This is a genomic window from Clostridium sp. OS1-26, from assembly GCF_030915445.1.
In the GTDB taxonomy this organism is placed as follows: domain Bacteria; phylum Bacillota; class Clostridia; order Clostridiales; family Clostridiaceae; genus Clostridium_AM.
Window position 1 is genome coordinate 5,481,610 of sequence record NZ_CP133264.1, and the last position, 16,840, is coordinate 5,498,449.

At 29.6% G+C, this 16,840-nt stretch carries 17 protein-coding genes; 3 read left to right on the forward strand and 14 right to left on the reverse strand.

Annotation, left to right across the window (positions count from 1 at the left end):
• Window positions 1-93: 93 nt before the first annotated feature.
• From RCG18_RS26980 to RCG18_RS26990, 3 genes are all read right to left on the reverse strand, one after another.
• Entirely contained in the window at window positions 94-1,050 is a 957-nt protein-coding gene (locus RCG18_RS26980) for an S-layer homology domain-containing protein (protein WP_308039050.1), read from the reverse strand.
• Window positions 999-2,444: a YcdB/YcdC domain-containing protein gene (locus RCG18_RS26985; RefSeq protein ID WP_308039051.1), complete on the reverse strand. Its 1,446-nt coding sequence runs from the start codon at window positions 2,442-2,444 to the stop codon at window positions 999-1,001. Before RCG18_RS26985 ends, RCG18_RS26980 begins: the two co-directional genes overlap by 52 nt.
• 420 nt (window positions 2,445-2,864) lie before the next feature.
• Window positions 2,865-4,205 carry a PLP-dependent aminotransferase family protein gene (locus RCG18_RS26990; RefSeq protein ID WP_308039052.1) on the reverse strand — a complete coding sequence of 447 codons (1,341 nt, stop codon included), beginning with the start codon at window positions 4,203-4,205 and terminating at the stop codon, window positions 2,865-2,867.
• 156 nt (window positions 4,206-4,361) lie between these two features.
• Here RCG18_RS26990 and RCG18_RS26995 point away from each other — a divergent pair, with 156 nt between their 5' ends.
• Together RCG18_RS26995 and RCG18_RS27000 are read left to right on the forward strand one after the other, a co-directional pair.
• On the forward strand, window positions 4,362-5,555 hold the full coding sequence (locus RCG18_RS26995) for an aspartate aminotransferase family protein (RefSeq protein WP_308039053.1): 1,194 nt from the start codon (window positions 4,362-4,364) through the stop codon (window positions 5,553-5,555).
• Between the two features lie 38 nt (window positions 5,556-5,593).
• Entirely contained in the window at window positions 5,594-6,460 is an 867-nt protein-coding gene (locus RCG18_RS27000; protein WP_308039054.1) for a DMT family transporter, read from the forward strand.
• Window positions 6,461-6,627: 167 nt separating this feature from the next.
• Here the strand turns inward: RCG18_RS27000 and RCG18_RS27005 are convergent, their stop codons facing one another.
• The 6 genes from RCG18_RS27005 to RCG18_RS27030 all read right to left on the reverse strand — a co-directional run bounded on the left by RCG18_RS27005 (window position 6,628) and on the right by RCG18_RS27030 (window position 12,338).
• Window positions 6,628-7,320 carry a bis-aminopropyl spermidine synthase family protein gene (locus RCG18_RS27005; RefSeq protein WP_308039055.1) on the reverse strand — a complete coding sequence of 231 codons (693 nt, stop codon included), beginning with the start codon at window positions 7,318-7,320 and terminating at the stop codon, window positions 6,628-6,630.
• Window positions 7,321-7,340: 20 nt separating this feature from the next.
• Window positions 7,341-7,793, reverse strand: a complete 453-nt coding sequence (locus RCG18_RS27010) for a hypothetical protein (RefSeq protein ID WP_308039056.1) — start codon at window positions 7,791-7,793, stop codon at window positions 7,341-7,343.
• 597 nt (window positions 7,794-8,390) lie between these two features.
• Window positions 8,391-9,500 (reverse strand): amidase domain-containing protein, encoded by a 1,110-nt coding sequence (locus RCG18_RS27015; protein WP_308039057.1) that lies wholly within the window; start codon window positions 9,498-9,500, stop codon window positions 8,391-8,393.
• A gap of 72 nt (window positions 9,501-9,572) precedes the next feature.
• The gene (locus RCG18_RS27020; protein ID WP_308039058.1) at window positions 9,573-10,511 is read right to left on the reverse strand and encodes a M15 family metallopeptidase; all 939 of its coding nucleotides are present in this window, start codon (window positions 10,509-10,511) and stop codon (window positions 9,573-9,575) included.
• Between the two features lie 420 nt (window positions 10,512-10,931).
• Window positions 10,932-11,561: a hypothetical protein gene (locus RCG18_RS27025; protein WP_308039059.1), complete on the reverse strand. Its 630-nt coding sequence runs from the start codon at window positions 11,559-11,561 to the stop codon at window positions 10,932-10,934.
• A 108-nt stretch (window positions 11,562-11,669) separates the two neighbouring features.
• Window positions 11,670-12,338, reverse strand: a complete 669-nt coding sequence (locus RCG18_RS27030) for a YIP1 family protein (protein WP_308039060.1) — start codon at window positions 12,336-12,338, stop codon at window positions 11,670-11,672.
• Window positions 12,339-12,619: 281 nt separating this feature from the next.
• Here RCG18_RS27030 and RCG18_RS27035 point away from each other — a divergent pair, with 281 nt between their 5' ends.
• Window positions 12,620-13,501 carry a metallophosphoesterase gene (locus RCG18_RS27035; protein WP_308039061.1) on the forward strand — a complete coding sequence of 294 codons (882 nt, stop codon included), beginning with the start codon at window positions 12,620-12,622 and terminating at the stop codon, window positions 13,499-13,501.
• A gap of 117 nt (window positions 13,502-13,618) precedes the next feature.
• On the opposite strand, the gene RCG18_RS27040 is transcribed toward RCG18_RS27035, so the two are convergent.
• The 5 genes from RCG18_RS27040 to RCG18_RS27060 form a co-directional block, all read right to left on the reverse strand.
• Window positions 13,619-14,263: a hypothetical protein gene (locus tag RCG18_RS27040; protein WP_308039062.1), complete on the reverse strand. Its 645-nt coding sequence runs from the start codon at window positions 14,261-14,263 to the stop codon at window positions 13,619-13,621.
• A 172-nt stretch (window positions 14,264-14,435) separates the two neighbouring features.
• Window positions 14,436-14,885: a pyridoxamine 5'-phosphate oxidase family protein gene (locus RCG18_RS27045; protein ID WP_308039063.1), complete on the reverse strand. Its 450-nt coding sequence runs from the start codon at window positions 14,883-14,885 to the stop codon at window positions 14,436-14,438.
• Between the two features lie 108 nt (window positions 14,886-14,993).
• A complete protein-coding gene (locus tag RCG18_RS27050) occupies window positions 14,994-15,416 on the reverse strand; it encodes a MarR family transcriptional regulator (protein ID WP_308039065.1) in 423 nt (140 codons plus the stop codon).
• A gap of 291 nt (window positions 15,417-15,707) precedes the next feature.
• Window positions 15,708-16,499, reverse strand: a complete 792-nt coding sequence (gene arsM / locus RCG18_RS27055) for an arsenite methyltransferase (protein WP_308039066.1) — start codon at window positions 16,497-16,499, stop codon at window positions 15,708-15,710.
• Between the two features lie 11 nt (window positions 16,500-16,510).
• Window positions 16,511-16,771: a metalloregulator ArsR/SmtB family transcription factor gene (locus RCG18_RS27060; protein ID WP_308039067.1), complete on the reverse strand. Its 261-nt coding sequence runs from the start codon at window positions 16,769-16,771 to the stop codon at window positions 16,511-16,513.
• Window positions 16,772-16,840: the final 69 nt, after the last annotated feature.

Below are 16,840 nucleotides of genomic sequence, written 5' to 3' on the forward strand. Positions count from 1 at the left end.
TCACAATTTTTCATATGTATAAAATCATAGGATTCAAAACAAAAATACTACCAGGCCTTATTAGCCTGATAGTATTTTTTAGATTACTTAGATTTATTTTTTTATAGTTCCAAGAGATATATATACCGCTTTAATTAATTCTGACATTGTTACATTATCTTTTGGTCTGATTTTACCTTCATTATTTGGGTCAATAAGTTTAAGTCCTCCTGCTAATGAAACATAACCTGTTTTATCAGCGCTTATTGTATTGCTATCAGAATAGGTCAGGTTTAATAAACCTTTAGTTTCAGCAATTCTATCATATCCTAATAACTTTATCAAACTTTTCGATAGTTCTTCTCTTGTAACAAGTTCATTGCCTTTAAACTCATCTTTTTTATCTTCTATAATCCCATACTTTACTCCAAGCTGCACATATTTATAATCCGTTGAGTCTTTTGCTCCTACTCCACTGGTAAAACTAACATCATCTATTCCTCTTAAATAAGGATTAAAACCTTTAGCATTAACAAGCACTTTAACTAGCTGTAACCTTGTAATTCCACTATCTAGTTTAAAATCTTTAGTGTCAATTATGCCTTGTGAAGCTAAAATTAAAGCTTCTTTTTCCACAGAACTTCCTTTAATTTTAGCTTTAAATACATCGGCATTATCATCTACATTTTCTCCGTAAAAATTTAAAGCCTTCCCGGTAAAAGCATCTATAGTATTTAGTGGCTTATTGTATCCAATAGAATATACTAATTTTATTTTTGAATTAGACTTGTCCACACTATTTCCATTATTAAAAAGCAAGTATGTAAGTTGTGGTTTATTTGTATTTAAAAATACTTTTTTAGCATCCTCATTACTTATTGTATTTACAGCCGATGGTAAGTCTAGTTTATCTTGCCACATACACCCAAAAGAGTTTATTTCTCCTGTTTTACAATCAAGAGTAACATTTATACCGTCATTTTTATAAGGTATATCATTAGTATTAAAGGTTACACCATTTACAACTCTTCCAAAATTAAATGAAATAAATCTTTTAGCATGAGGCCCCATGTATATATAGTTTTGATTAGTAGGGTTTTTTGCTCAGTATTTATATCTTTAATTTTTTCCGGACAATTTTTAGCTATAAACTGAATGGCCTTATCATAAGCTTGTTCCCAAGTTAATTTAGATTGAAAATTTTCATCTTCTTCATCATTAAAATTAAATCTGTCTGCTCTTACAAGTTCTTCTGTTAGTGCATTTATGGAAATACGTCCTTCAGGTGGTCCAAAATTAGTACTGTTACCTTTTTTAACAAAATCTGCTGACCAAACTTTAAGTTCCTTTCCCAAATAACCATATCCATTTTCTTCATAATTTACAGAGTTGAGTTCATATCCATCTCCGTATAAATCCTTAAGTTTATCTTTTATTAATTGCTCCGCTCTTGTACTACTAATTGGGCTATCAAGCTTTTTATTTGGTTTAGCATTTTTAAATATATCTTCTTTTTGATTATCTGATATATTTCTAGTCTTTACACTTTCTATAACTTCTCCATTCCAACTTAATGACTTTCCACTTACTGCATCAATTATAATTGGTGAGGAAGAGTCTAATCCATAACCAAGCTTTGTCTTACTTTCTTGTCTTCCACTATATTTATCTATGTAAGAATTATAATTTAGGTCCATTTTTGTATTATTATTAAATATATCTTCCGCCTGTTCTTGCTTTATGGATTTATCATTATTAGGAACCTTTACATCACTATCCCATGTAATTTCATAAGACGTTACTTTTCCAGTTGCTCCGTCTACACCTACTCTTATATTATTGCTTTCAAATGGTATAGAATTTATTGTCCTATTATACGCAAAACCATAATTAGATGAGCCAAAATAGTTAACTGAAGTATCCTCTTTAACAGGAGTAGTTTCTTTAAACTCTTGTGGATTTATCTTTTTTAGAAAGGTTTCTGCTACTTCTCTAGCCTGCTCTTGTGTAATCTTTGCAATGCTTGGCGTTGATCGTTTATTTCCAAATTCAAATCTATTTGCACGTATTACTTTTCCTGTATTTGCATCTATTGATACACCAATACCAATTTGTTCATCTTCATTCTGGTTGTCCCAGTGTATGTCCCAAAGGCTTACCTTTACACCATTTACATAATTTGAATTAAAATTCACATTACTTTGAAACTTTGTATCATCTATGTTTATTTCAAAGTAATCTCTCAATATATTTTTTGCTGTATCCTTTGCTTGATCCTGTGTTATTTTTGCTTTATCTTTCGTAGGTACTGCAGCAAGCTTGTCTGTATTAGCCTCTTTTGTAGATGTAGATATGTTAGTATTATTACTATTGGAATTGTTACATGTTTCTGCAGCAAAGACAGGTTTCGCTGATAATATGATTGCAGTAGTTAAAACAAGTAATAGGGTTCTCTTACTCTTCATATTAAAAATCCTCCTAATTAATTTAGGCATCTGAAAAAATAGATGCCTTAATATTATTAATAAATTATACACTAGTCTTTGGAAAATAATTGCATAATTATGGCGATTATAGGAAACTTTTTTAGACATATTACTCCATTTTTTGGTTAATATTGAAAGAAATATTACTATCTTTGCTCTAATAAGAAATTTATATTTATAAAGAATTTATTAAATACAAAAAAATGATAAAATGCCAATATATAATGTGAATTGTAAGGAGGTAGCTTAATGAAAGAAAAACTATTAATAGTTGAAGATGACGAAGCAATTGCTAATATTATAGAGGAAACTAAAAAAATAGCTGAAAATTTAGTCTTCACAAATTAATCATATATAGATATCTAACTTCGATACTCAAGTTGGATATCTATAAAACTTCTATTCAATTTTAAATCTAAATATTTCCTCAAATAATATTTGTATTCCAATTCTAATTTCATCTTTTGTAAGTTTTGATATACATATTCTGAAACTATTTTCATTTGAACTATTTTTAATAAAGAACTTTTCTCCTGATGCAATATAAACCTTTCTTTCCTCTAATCTTTTAATAAGTATAGTCATATCAACTTTCTTAGGTAGCTTTATCCAAATAAAAAAGCCTGTAGGAGGAACAAAAAATTCTATTCCATTTTTATTTAACCCCTTTAAACATTGCCTTAAGCAATCCATTTTCTTTCTATATTCTAATTGAGCCTTTTTAATATGGTTCTTATACATTCCACTATTAATGAAAATTTCTAATGCACCTTGAGCTAGTACTGATGTATTTAAATCATAGAGTTTCTTATGTTTTAAAAATTCCTTTTTCAATTTTTCATGAATCACTACTGCACCTATTCTTATCCCTGGCATGAATGCCTTAGAAAAACTCTTCACATAGATAACTCTTTCCGAGGTATCATAATAATAAGTTGGTAGGACCTTTTTGTTTGTATCAATATCAGCTAAGTAATCATCTTCAATAATATAAACATCGTATTTTTCAGCCAACTCAACAATTCTCTTTTTTTCTTTCTCAGAGTAATCTGTTCCCAGTGGATTATGCATTCTTGGAATTATATAAAAAAACTTTATATTTCCATGCTTAAAAATTTTATCTAACTCCTTTAAATTTATTCCGTTATAGTCTCTTTTTATACCAACTAGTCTATCTCCATTTATCTCTACTAATTCGTGCATTAGACTATAAGTGGGCTGCTCAACTAGTATATTTTTCTTTCCATTCGGAAAAGGCATCTTTGATAGTATGCTTAGCGCTTGCTGCGCACCAGATGTAATAAAAACATTTTCCTCTGAAGTAAATATCTGATATTCACTGAAATGGTCTACTAATACTTTCCTTAGAGACTTTAATCCTTGAGCATGGCTGTATGAAAATAAATTGTTTTTATATAACTCTACCGCTCGATTTATACAGTGATTAAATTCCTTATAGGGCAATAATTTATACTCAGGTAATACTTCTGAAAAATCAATAGCTTCAATTTCATCCTTATTTAATTCATTTTTTTCTACCAAATAATATCCACTCTTTGGAATAGCATATATCTTATGATTTAATTCAAGCTCTTTATAAGCTCTTATTACAGTAGACTTATTACACTTATATTTAATGGCTAGAGCTCTTATAGTAGGCAATCTCTGTCCTTGTTTTAATTGATTGGATGCAACAAGTTTTTCAATATATTTTATTATTAATTCATATTTCTTTTCCATGATTTTCTCCTATAGCTTATCCCGCTTATTTCAAGTATTAATCTAGTTTTGTACCAGTACAAAACCGCTTATTTGACGTTGTACCGTATAATTTCATTATATATAATCTAGTTATAACAGGAAAGTAAAAATTATTATGATAAAGGAGATTGTAACATGGTAAAGTCAAAATTAGATCATATATTACATTGTCATCCAATTATAAGGACAGATATAGTAAAAGGTGAAAATACAAATTTATATAGTAAAGATGGTAAAAAAATTATAGATTTTGAGGCTGGAATTTGGTGTACTGCCTTAGGTCATAGCAATCAAAGGATAAAGGCCATTATAATGGAGCAGCTAGACAAGATTATTCATGTTCATTATAAGTTAACTAATGATATTGCAGAAACCTCAGCTGTAAATTTGCTTGAGCAATTTCACTTTAAAGATGGAAAAGCTGTATTCTTGAGTTCTGGTAGTGAAGCCGTAGAATTAGGCATTACAATTTCAAAATTAATTTCAAAAGGGAGTAAGATATTAACCTTCTCTAATTCCTATCTATCTGCATACTCTAATACTGCTATTCCTCGTGATAGAAATTTGTGGGTTGAATTAGATTTTTTACAATGCAATAATTGTCCAAATGAGGAGTGTACAAGTAAATGCAGTGTGCTAGGACACCTTGTATTCAGCGACATATCGACTTTCGTTTTAGAACCAGGAAGTTCATCTGGCAGAGTTCTTTTTCCACCCTATAAATTAGTAAATTTTTTAGCAAAGACTGTAAAATATTACGGTGGTTCAATTGTTGTTGATGAAGTTACTACTGGCTTTGGAAGAACAGGAAAGTGGTTTGGATATAATCATTATGACCTTGAACCAGACATCATTGCACTTGGTAAATCTCTTGGCAATGGGTATCCAATCAGTGCAGTATTAATGAGCAAAGAAACAGCCAATGAAGTTGAAATGAAAAATTTTCATTATGCTCAATCTCATCAAAATGATCCACTAGGCTGTGTAATTGCAAATGAAGTGATAAACATTATTAAAGAAGATAATATGATTTCGTATTCAGCCAATATGGGAGAATTTTTTATCAACCAGTTAAAAGATATTCAAAATTCCAGTTCAATTATAAAAGAAGTTAGAGGAAGAGGACTTATGCTTGCAATAGAGCTAAATATTAAAAATATCACAGAAATTGTATGTGAAAAGATGTTAGAAAGAGGTTATTTTATTGGAACAACAGCAGCTTGTAATGTTCTAAGATTTTATCCAGCACTGACTATTTCTAAAAATGATATTTTAAGCATGTGTGAAGCTCTGAAAGATGTGTTAAAACAACTGGAGTATAACAAATAATCAACTTAATTGTATTAATCGTAGTGAGGAATTTAAATATGAATATAAATAGAAAAAAAGCAGTAGTATTTCTTGTAATTACAGCGCTTTTATGGAGCATTGGTGGGCTATTTATTAAGCTAGTAGACTGGAATCCTATAGCCATTGCTGGAGCGCGCAGCGGTATTGGAGCAGTAATTATGCTGCTTTATTTAAAAAAACCATTAAGAAGTATAAAACTAGGAAAGATTAAATTGTTAGGTGCATGTAGTTATGCATCATTGCTAATACTGTTTGTTACAGCTAATAAGCTTACAACTTCTGCTAACGCCATATTATTACAATTTACAGCTCCAATATGGGTAGCATTATTTTCTGGATGGTTTCTAAAAGAAAAGCCTACAAAATCTGATTGGATTACAATTATTATTGTTCTGTTTGGAATGACTTTATTTTTTATTGGTGATATAAAAAGTGGTAATATTGCTGGCAACTTTGTAGCTCTTTTAAGTGGAATAGCTATGGCAGGAGTTATTATTTTTTTAAAACTTCAAGATGAAGGCTCTCCAGTAGAGATGACGTTAATTGGTAACATTCTTACCTTTATTATTGCTTTACCCTTTTTCTTCTTATCTGTTCCAAGTTTGAAAAGTATTTCAGGACTTCTTATATTAGGTGTATTTCAGCTAGGAATTCCTTATATTTTATATGCAACAGCTATTAAACATGTATCAGCCATTGAAGCAATTCTAATACCGATTATTGAACCTTTGCTAAATCCGGTTTGGGTATTTTTATTCACAAAAGAATCACCGGGAATCTATACTTTTATAGGAGGTATGATTGTCATTATTGCCATAATAATAAGAGGATTATATCAACAAAGAAAAAATTGTTTATGTAAACAAAATTCAAATATAACCTAGGTTAATTTCTAAATTAATTCTTTGCAGAATTATATATTAGTATGTTCTACTAAACTTGACATTAAACTTATAGTTAAATACTATAAGTTTATCTTTTCCTGTAAAAGCAAGGATAAATAGATCTAAGCACTGGCTCTTTCTTGCTTTTACAGGAGAATTATCTATCTTTAAATATTTCTTTTCTCTACAAACTGAAATATTGAGTTATTACATTTGTAGCAGCCTTTTGCTTTCAATTCTTCTATAGTCTTAAATCTCTCTAAAACGCCAACTTTAATCATTTCACCACACTCTTTACACATATAAGAACGTGCTGTAATTTTTAGCTCCCCGGTGTAAATTGATTCTTTGTAATAAGTTTTTATTAAAGCTCTGCTCTTTCTAGTAGTTTTAAGAAGAATCATCTGTCCAACACTTCCAATTATACTTGCTCCATCGTAAACATTAAATTTAGTTAGTATTTCAGAAACAGTAAGTCCCATATCTACAAAGCACTTTTGCATTGTAAGCTCAAACTCTTGAGATTTATGCCCAAAAGATAAAAAAATCTTAAGTCCTCTTTCTTTTTTTAATGCCTCAATCCCTCTGGAAAGAAACAGTTTCATTCCTTGAAGTGTGTATGGTGGATCAGTAAAAAAACAATCGAACTGATTTCTAAATTTTTTTGATAATGGTAGTCTTAAATCTACATGTTCACACTTAATAGGCAACTTTTCTTCTTCAGCCACCTCCATTATGTAATCAAGGATTCTCTTATCAATATCTACTACGTAGATCATTGTTTTACAGTATTCCATATTAATAAATAGCTTCTTTAGCAAGAAACCTAAAGCTATACTTACTAAGTCATCATCCCCCACACATAGAATTTTCTTGCCTATTAACCAAGAATTTTTAAGGCAAAGAACTGCTCTTTTACAGCTGTATCAACAGTACATTTAGATTGATCTATAGTAACATCAGCCTGAGGGCGATTTATAAATATTTTGTTTAGCATTTCTTTTATTTCCTTAATTTCCGTATGTTCCTTCCACGGTTCAGACAACAACTTCATATATAAGTCTTTATTTAACCCATAAAAGCCTAGCTCCTCTTCTATAAAAAGTCTACCTTTCTCAGTAACTCTTACTCCTCTAGCTTGAGTAAGCAGCCCATATTTAATAAACTCTTTTTTTATAGCTGAAATAACAGGAATAGGCAAAAGATTAACTCTCGCTAATTCCTTAGTTGAAATTCCTTCTTTAAAATATATATTAATCAACATATTTTGTATTGCTTGTTTTCCTTCTTCTATGGTTACACTTTTATTTACTTTCTGTAGGTAATTATTCATTGACTATTATCTCCTTTTTTTAACGTTAAAAATTTCATTCATTTTACTAACTTTACCAACAGAATATAGTTGAGTTATAAACTCGGACAGGAAAATATAAAAGGCCATAGTAACACAAAGTCACTACAGCCTCTTATAATTTAAAATATATGTCAAAATTAGTATTACTCAAAAAATCATACAAAAATGTCTATAATCCTAAAAATAAAAGGTACTGTTTTTATTTTTATAATAAATTCAAATTAAACAGCTTAGATTTTAGAGTAATAAACATAAAAGCGTATGATAAAACATAAACCTTCTTTTGAACATAAAAATGCCGTGCAAATGCACGGCTTGCTAACATATATTATAAGGCTAAATGCTATCCGTGTTCTAAAACCTTCCTAAAAAACTTTTCAAGAAATAAACTTAAAACATCTCAAGTTTAAAAGTTTTTTAAGAAACAACTATTTAGTTGGTTAGTTAAGAACACCCACACTCATAAAGCACTCTCCTTAATTTTACTTTTTAATTACAACTATTTCATAGTATATCACAGGAAAATATAACTTACAATAGAAAAATTATCACCATAACATCTTAATTACTCTATTGTTAGTAATGTACACGTACTAGCCAAAACCTTATATCTTTATCGCTCCACCCAAGGTCCCATGGGACTTTGTCTCTATCCGTATTATGGCAACTAACTAAAGAATATCCTTTTGAGTCTGCTCCTGTTACTACAGAAATATGAATTATATCTCCTTTCTTTTCATATGCTACAAAATCCCCTGGCAAAAGATTATAGGAAGTTTTATATACATTATCATAATTTCCATAGGTAATAACTGATGCCCTTCCACTGTTAACCATATAGTTTTTAAATCCATCTGCATTAAGCCATGCTCGTGTTGCATCTCTACTATCATAATTCCATGCAGAATTCTTTCTAAATTTGCCTCCCTCAAAAAGAATTTGGGATGCAAAGTTTGCACAATCTCCACCTTCTTGATTATAATTTCTATATTTCTTATTATACTTATAATCGTGTGTTTCTTCTTTTGAAATGCCACAATACTTATCAGCATATTCTATAGCCTTCAGTCTTTTTTTATTGATTCTGGAGAAATCTCTTTCACTTTTTGATAAAATATATTGTCTTATAGAATCAGCTTTTGAGTTATCTAAATATAATGAATCTCCAAATGGATCCTTATACCATTCCTTTATTATTACCCAATCACTATCTTTTTTCACAAGTTGAAGAGTATGATATGTTCCAATTCTTGAACTATTTATTCTCTCTTGCTGGTTTTCATATATATATTTATACTCTGTTGAACATTCAAGGTTAATTGAGTATTTATCATCAACATTTTTAACCCCTTTAATCACTATAGTAGGATTAATCTCAGTAAATCTAACTCCCTGTTTTTCTTCCCAATTACGAATGTATTTTAACTTTTTTGCTTCATATTCATATGCCCACATCCCATACTTTGTTTTTGTGTCATAAATAGATTTAATCAACTCTAAATCTCCGTCTAGTATCGCTTTATTTCTGTTCACAAAAATATTTTGTATAATTCCTCTAATGTCCTCATTAGAATTAATAACTTTTGCTGACACTGAAGAGCATTGAAGTATAAAGACAAAAATTATAGTTTTTATTATTAGTCTTATTAGATCAAATTTAGAATTTTTCACTATAGAAACCTTCATTTATTCTACTCCTTTATCTGAGAAATAAAATCCAATTAACATCTTTTGAAATTTGCATCAATATCTAAAAAATCATTTAAAAACTTGATTAATTTTTTCAATATAATTTTTTACAGAAAGATCTTCATAAGGTGCACCAATATACCACTCTTTGTCATTAAGCTTATCTCCGAAATATCGAGCCTTTAATATTATCTCTGGCCGATATTCAAAATGAAGAATATCAAAATGTCCCCATTTTCCACCCCATATAAAGTTGTTTTTTTCAAATATTTCTACTAATTCCTTTGGATAAGAAGCTATTCTTTTCTCTCCTTCTTCTCTTGATCCCCATTTCCAATAATCTCTTTTATCTCGCGCTAAATCAATAGCAATTCCAAAGGAATGGGGACTTAATTGGTTTGTTCCTGCAATCAAACGATAGTTAAATGTTCCACTGCAAGGATATACGCATACTTTAATATCTTTTCTTTTTTCTGTAATAGGTATTATCTCCTTCATAGCATTCTGTAGTGATTCTGCTGCTTTGTTGTTATTATTAAACTGATAGTTTCCATATCCTAAACTAACATTTTTTAGATTAGATTCAACCTGCTGCTTAGACTCACCATAAACTTCTTTTAATAAAGCATATACTCTGCGGCGTCCAGGGTCAAAATCTTCTTCCATTAAGCTTTTGCTATAAGAAAGAGGATATTCTTGTTCCATCATATCTTGCAAATCTGGATCACTTAACTTTTTTTCAAAATTTTTGCTTTTCTTGTCATCATAAAGTATTTTTCTTCCCGATTTCATCACCAAATACACTTGTCCACTCTCTTCTTTTTCAATATTTGTAATATATTCAGGGTAAGCCATCATTAAACATAAAAGATCTCTTTTTATTGTGTAATAGTACTTAATAGTATTTGTATCACTAGAAGTATTGTTTGAACTTAGTACTTTTGCCCTAAAACTTATATTTCCAAATAAAAGAAGTATCATTATACAAGCAACTGCTAATTTCTTCATAATTACTTTCACCCTTTAATAAATTTATCCTAAAACTATATATCTTTTAAATTTAAATATTGTGATATGTTCTTATGTAAGAATCTTCATTTTATATACTTCCCAATGATCATATATAGTATGTACAAATAAAAATATTTATATAATTAAAATTTTCCTAATAAACCTAATCTATACATAAAAAAAAGACATGTTATCCTAAGATAACATATCTTTTTTATTATTTATCCGATGTCTAGCGCCACTAACACCCCAACGCACTCTGTGAAAGCGATTCACACCAAATCAAAGATTTGGGCTCTCTGCTTTTCTTGAAGTTGGGGATAAGTGGCGCTACGACCCTGGATTCGTTCAGCTAAGAATCAGTTGGGGTTAAAACCCCATCTGATTTAAGTTTCACTATATAAACAAGTCTTGAATTTACATAATATCAAAATCTTTCTGAATATCTATTATTCTCCACTTACCATTTTCTTTACTTGCTATCAATGTTGCATGCCATATATATGTATCAGAAGCTGATGTTACTGCTTTAAAAACTATATTATATTTCCATGTTGATTCATTAGATTTTTCCTTAGTAATACTGTAGCTTTCAACCCAGGGACTTGAGAATCCAGTTACCCAGCTACCTCTTTTTTCCGCTAATTCTTTAAATTTTTCTTTTAATGGTGTATTGAGTGTGGAATATTGTAATACGCCATTTCTTTCCTTAACTCCTTGAGCCCAGAGTTCGGCAATCTCATCTGGAGTTTTTGGATTATAATTATCTATAAACTTTTCAAATAATTTTATTCTACCTTCAAGAGCTATCTTGTCTGTGTCATAGAGTCTTACCTTATTTTCATTTTTATCATAAAACACATTAAAACCAAAGTCTCTTTTTAAGGCGTCTTGGGATATATATACTTTGCTATCTTTTAGTATATATTCTCCATTATTTTCAACCTCTTTATCTTCAACAAGCACATGAATTGGATCTTTGGCAGACACAAATCCCGCAGTAAATGACATTACAAAGCAAATAAGTAATACCATTATTCTTTTCATATTAGCACTCCTTAAAATAAAAATCACTTATGTATATTTTGCCTAGTTTTTTAAATTTTATCATTATTAAAATGAAATAAATAAAGAAGCAGTATAAAACTGCTCCTTTTAAACTAAAACTCTAATAACTATACTGACAACATAAAGTCCAAAAACTATAAATGATGACTTTTTTATATTCATTTTGTATGCAATAGAAGTGCCAATTGATATTAATATTGCACTCCATATAACAAACATATCAATACTTGCTAATAGCTTATAGATACGACTTGTCTCACTTACTGTTGAACTTAAAAATATAGCCAAGCTCGTTGTAACATTTTTGATATTTTGAGGTTCTGTAAACATTATAACTATTGCTCCCACTATCCCGCCTATAAGCATAGGTATATAGGCTAAAATATTTACAGCTAACAACTGTTTAAAGTTTGCATTTTCCTCAATAAACATAGTTACAAGCTTAATTAATGCTGTTATTATTACTGCTATTACTATTGGTGAAAATATTGATGTAATTATAACAGAAGCCGTAACTGTTTTTCTTAAAATCGGAATAACATTATCCGGTAAATTTTGAGTCTCATGTGCTTTTAATATTGTAAAATTTACAAGTTTTGGCAACTCAATTATTGAAATAATTAGCTGTACTAGTGTTATAGGTATTAAATACTTTAATATCTTAGGATTATCACTTACTCTTTGTAATACTGCTTTTGGTTCTACTATAACCCCAATAATATTTTTAAAAACTCCACCTATACCTTCTTTAGACATTTAAACTTCCCCCTAATATAAAATATTTATAATTTTAAGCATTTATGCTTTATCTTATACTGGCTAAATTATATATATGTTGATAAATTTAGCTTTATGACTTTAGAACCCTCCTGCATCGCCACCACCAGCACATCCTCTGCTATCTCTATACCAAAGAAGTTTGTCTACGACCACTAGACAATTCTATTCTTTAGATGCTTTAATTAGCGTATTCTTAAAATAAGCTAACAATACATTTAATACATCATATACTGTTACCATGAGGAGGATGATATTGCATGCAACCTTTAAATGCTTGGTCTTTAAATGTTTTATATAACAAATCAGATAAAATCCACAATTATGTAAAAAAACATCATAGGATTAGTTTTGTTGTTTTAGGAGATAGTCATCTAGTATGTGCTGAAATTAAAAATAATCAATATATTATAGATTCCAATGGTCATCAGTATGAAAAAATTTTAAAACATATTGTAAAAAATAAAAAAATTGATCCAATGTTTATTATTCATGGTGGTGATGCTGTTAATGCTGGAGATAATCTTAATAGCTTTGCCGCTTTTGTGCAAATTACCAAAGGTATATTAAGCAGTAGCAATATTCCTATCTTTGTTTCTTTAGGCAATCACGACTACAATAGATATGATGCTAGTAGCAAAAACTTTAAATCTTATATTGGCGCAATAAGAGATATTGTTCCTATCCCAGGAACATATATAAAATATATTTATCTAAACACGCATTTCTCCGATGCTCCAATGAATAATTATTTTGCAAAATTTAGCGAAAGTGATATAAAACTTATTCTTGACGAAACCGAAATAGGAAACAATAAATATCATTATATAATCGATTTTCATACACCCTTAGGAAATTCTTCATCTTTACTAACTCTTAATGACCATGAGTTATCCATCTTAGAAACAACTAGATTTTTAAATAGTATCAAGAAATTAAATGTTATCGGCATATTTTGTCACCATAAGCATATATCCTATAAAACTAAGATTAGGATAAATCATTCAGATGATCCTATAAGATATGTATTAAGCGGCTGTGGCGGAAACCATAATAATAACGAAAACTTTAGCTATTACTATGTAACTATAGATACCAATAGTTTTAAAATGACAGGCTGTAAAAAATATATAGTATCTTAGGCTACTATCTAAAAAAATATAGATATATCAGCTTTGATGCTTGACTTAACCAAGGTACCCCTATGAATACCGCTAATTGGTCAAGCACCTAGGTTGCATATCTATATTTTTATATTTCTACTCTTCTAAAACTACTGAACCTTCAATTAAATATTCATATATATCATCTACCTTAAAATTGCCAAATGAATAATTTGCAAGATGTGAGTTTAATGGAACATAATTCAGCCCTCTCCAGTAGTTTCTCCACAGAATTTCCTTACCTTTTTCATCAAGCATAGAGTTTAAATACATAGATCTAGCTTGTGATACAATTTCCATGTTTACTTTTATCACTCTTGTTAAGTTCCCTTTTACTAACCTAAACTTTCTGACGCTTTCTAATTCCCAGTTATGTTTTCTAGAAACTCTTATACAAGTATCATAATCACCAAATGCATATACAGCGGACATTCTAGAAGGATATAGTGGATAAAACTTTTCTCTAATTTTTTCTGCATCGTATTCAACACTAAACTCGTTAATTACAGAGGTATAAAATGGAGATGATATATTCATATCATTACTAGACCTTTTATATGGTAAATATTTAACTCTTCCCTTAACGTATTTTTCTAAAAAAGATTTATCATATTTACACATAGTATATGCTGAAGAAGAAAATGTTCTCGTAGATCTTAAAGCCTTTGCTGTTAAAGGATTTTCCATATCAACAAATATATAAAAGCTTTCTGGAATATCTAACTTAGTATTAAGCAACATAAAACATCCCTCTTTTCTTTCATTAAGAACTCTGTTTATGTATTACGTCCACATTAGTATCATATTTAAATATGTGGATTATTGTTCCACATATAATATGAATTTCTTTAAAAACGCATCAAAAAATTTAAAAGCCCAAGACAAAATCTTGGGCTAAATTATATTTAAAGTTCTATCCCCTATATAACTCATCGAACATTGCTCTGAAGAAATGTTTAGTTTTATCAGTTCTATGTTTACTACGAATGCCATCAGTAACTATTACTGTAGGAGTCGTATCACTTTTTATTTCTTCAACTTTAAATTCAACCATACACATTGCTGAGTTACCTTCCATAGGTTCCCTTACAACCTTTGCAGTTCCCTTTATACTAACTGCTATATCAGTACCCTCTAAAACTGTAATAAAAGCTTTTCCATTATCTTTAATGTTTTCTGTTGTTTTGTGCATACTCATTAATGCCATTCTTACAGTTTTATCATCTGGAGCAGCTATTAGATGAACAGACATAGCATGTGGAAATCCTTCATTAGTAACAGTTGAAAGTATAATCGTTGTCAGTTCCTTATTAAATAGTTCAACAACCTCTTTGGACATTGAAGTTCCTATAATTTTACTCAATTAAATCATCCTCTCGTATTACTGATCTATTTAATTTTAATTGCACGCAAATAATTTGTCAACAAATAAATTCATAAAAAAACAAGTGTTGACATATACCAACACCTTTTAAAAAATTTGACGATTTGCAATTTGCCCTAAAAATTTTTTTAATTGCTCTTGTTCTTCAAAAGTAAATATTTTTAAAATATGCTTATTTACTTCTTCTATAACTTCTTCTATACACTCACGCAATTCAAGTCCCTGATCAGTAATTACAACTTTTAGAGTTCTACGATCATCTGGATCAGGAGTTCTTCTAACTAAGTTTTTATTTTCCATCCTATCAAGGATTCCAGTAATAGTTGAGCCGTCTAAGCTTAAAGTTCTAGCAATCTGCTTAGGTGTTTGACCATCTTCATCCCACAGACACTTTAATATTCCATATTGAACTGGTGTTACATCAAATTGTGCAAGGTTAGCTTTTAAATATTGAAACACAGTATGTTGTGCTTTTGTTAGTAAAAAATTAATGCATTCATTTAATTCCATAATTAATGCCTCGCTTAATCTAATAATATATTTATTTTATTTTAAGTTAGCCTAATTTGTCAAATAAATCCTATTAATTTAGTAATTGATATACTTTTATATTAACAGCAAATTTATTTGTTTATAAACAGGATTCTTGGCTTCAGGTGGAGGTTAAATGCCTAAATGGCATTTAACGGGCAGACTTGCCCAGTGCTCCATCTGAAGCTTATTAACAGGCTTCTTAGTGTCTTTAGCACTTAGAAGGCGTTATCCTTTAGGGGAAACCGTTATGCAGGGCCGTAGCGCCACTTATAACTTTACTGCATTTACAGATGCAGACATAATATATTCACCTACTTTTAAATTATGTCCCCATTTTTCAGCATATTCTTTTGATACTTCACTAGTTTTAATACTAATTTCACCAAAACCTGCATTTTCTAAATATACCTTTAACTCTTCAACTGAAGATGCTCCAGTCACTCATCCACAATAGAGTTTTTCGTCTTGTTTCATTTCATCTGTTAACTCTCTCACAAGAACTATATCAGAAATAGCAACTCTTCCACCTTTTTTTAATACTCGATATGCTTCATTATACACTCTTTGCTTGTTAGGAGATAAATTTATAACACAATTAGATATAATTACATCTGCAGTATTATCTGCTACGGGAAGGTTTTCAATTTCTCCTAATCTAAAATCAACATTTTTATAATTATGTCTTCTAGCAATAACCCTTGACTTACTAATCATCTCTGGAGTCATATCAACACCAATAACATACCCATTATTTCCAACCTTTTTTGAGGCTAAAAAACAATCAAATCCGCCTCCACTTCCAAGATCTATAACGGTTTCTAATTCTTTTATATCGGCTATCAGTTGAGGGTTTCCACATCCAAGCCCCATATTAGCTCCATCTGGAGCCGTAGATAACTCTTCATTAGAGTATCCTATTTTACGTGATATCTCTACAGCAGAATTTTTTAATGTAATATCGCTATTACAACAGCCTCCTTTTTTTATATTGCCAACTGCAATCTTTTTATAGCTATTGCGTACAATATTTCTAATATCTTCTTTTTTTAAATCACCCATATTTTCACTCCTCATTTTAATTTTTCAGCTATATATAAAAGTTGTAAAATATTATCATCGGCTATGCTATAATAAGTCCACATCCCCTCTTTCCTTGAATTTAGAATACCTGCTTCTTTTAATATTTTAAGGTGCTGAGACAAATTGGATTGACTAAAATTAACATCCTCATTTAATTTACATACACAAAGCTCTCCATCAGATAGTTTTTTAATTATTTTTAATCTTATAGGATGAGCTAATGCTTTAAAAATTTTAACTTGCTTTTCCATATTGGATCTCCTATTTAAATATTAGCGTATAAGAATATACTAATATACTTATTGGTATATGTCAATTTA

Coding starts and splice junctions, on each gene's coding strand:
- RCG18_RS26980 (WP_308039050.1), bottom strand. CDS start 1,050: ATGGGGCCTCATGCTAAAAGATTTATTTCATTTAATTTTGGAAGAGTT.
- RCG18_RS26985 (WP_308039051.1), bottom strand. CDS start 2,444: ATGAAGAGTAAGAGAACCCTATTACTTGTTTTAACTACTGCAATCATA.
- RCG18_RS26990 (WP_308039052.1), bottom strand. CDS start 4,205: ATGGAAAAGAAATATGAATTAATAATAAAATATATTGAAAAACTTGTT.
- RCG18_RS26995 (WP_308039053.1), top strand. CDS start 4,362: ATGGTAAAGTCAAAATTAGATCATATATTACATTGTCATCCAATTATA.
- RCG18_RS27000 (WP_308039054.1), top strand. CDS start 5,594: ATGAATATAAATAGAAAAAAAGCAGTAGTATTTCTTGTAATTACAGCG.
- RCG18_RS27010 (WP_308039056.1), bottom strand. CDS start 7,793: ATGAATAATTACCTACAGAAAGTAAATAAAAGTGTAACCATAGAAGAA.
- RCG18_RS27015 (WP_308039057.1), bottom strand. CDS start 9,500: ATGAAGGTTTCTATAGTGAAAAATTCTAAATTTGATCTAATAAGACTA.
- RCG18_RS27020 (WP_308039058.1), bottom strand. CDS start 10,511: ATGAAGAAATTAGCAGTTGCTTGTATAATGATACTTCTTTTATTTGGA.
- RCG18_RS27025 (WP_308039059.1), bottom strand. CDS start 11,561: ATGAAAAGAATAATGGTATTACTTATTTGCTTTGTAATGTCATTTACT.
- RCG18_RS27030 (WP_308039060.1), bottom strand. CDS start 12,338: ATGTCTAAAGAAGGTATAGGTGGAGTTTTTAAAAATATTATTGGGGTT.
- RCG18_RS27035 (WP_308039061.1), top strand. CDS start 12,620: ATGCAACCTTTAAATGCTTGGTCTTTAAATGTTTTATATAACAAATCA.
- RCG18_RS27040 (WP_308039062.1), bottom strand. CDS start 14,263: ATGTTGCTTAATACTAAGTTAGATATTCCAGAAAGCTTTTATATATTT.
- RCG18_RS27050 (WP_308039065.1), bottom strand. CDS start 15,416: ATGGAATTAAATGAATGCATTAATTTTTTACTAACAAAAGCACAACAT.
- RCG18_RS27060 (WP_308039067.1), bottom strand. CDS start 16,771: ATGGAAAAGCAAGTTAAAATTTTTAAAGCATTAGCTCATCCTATAAGA.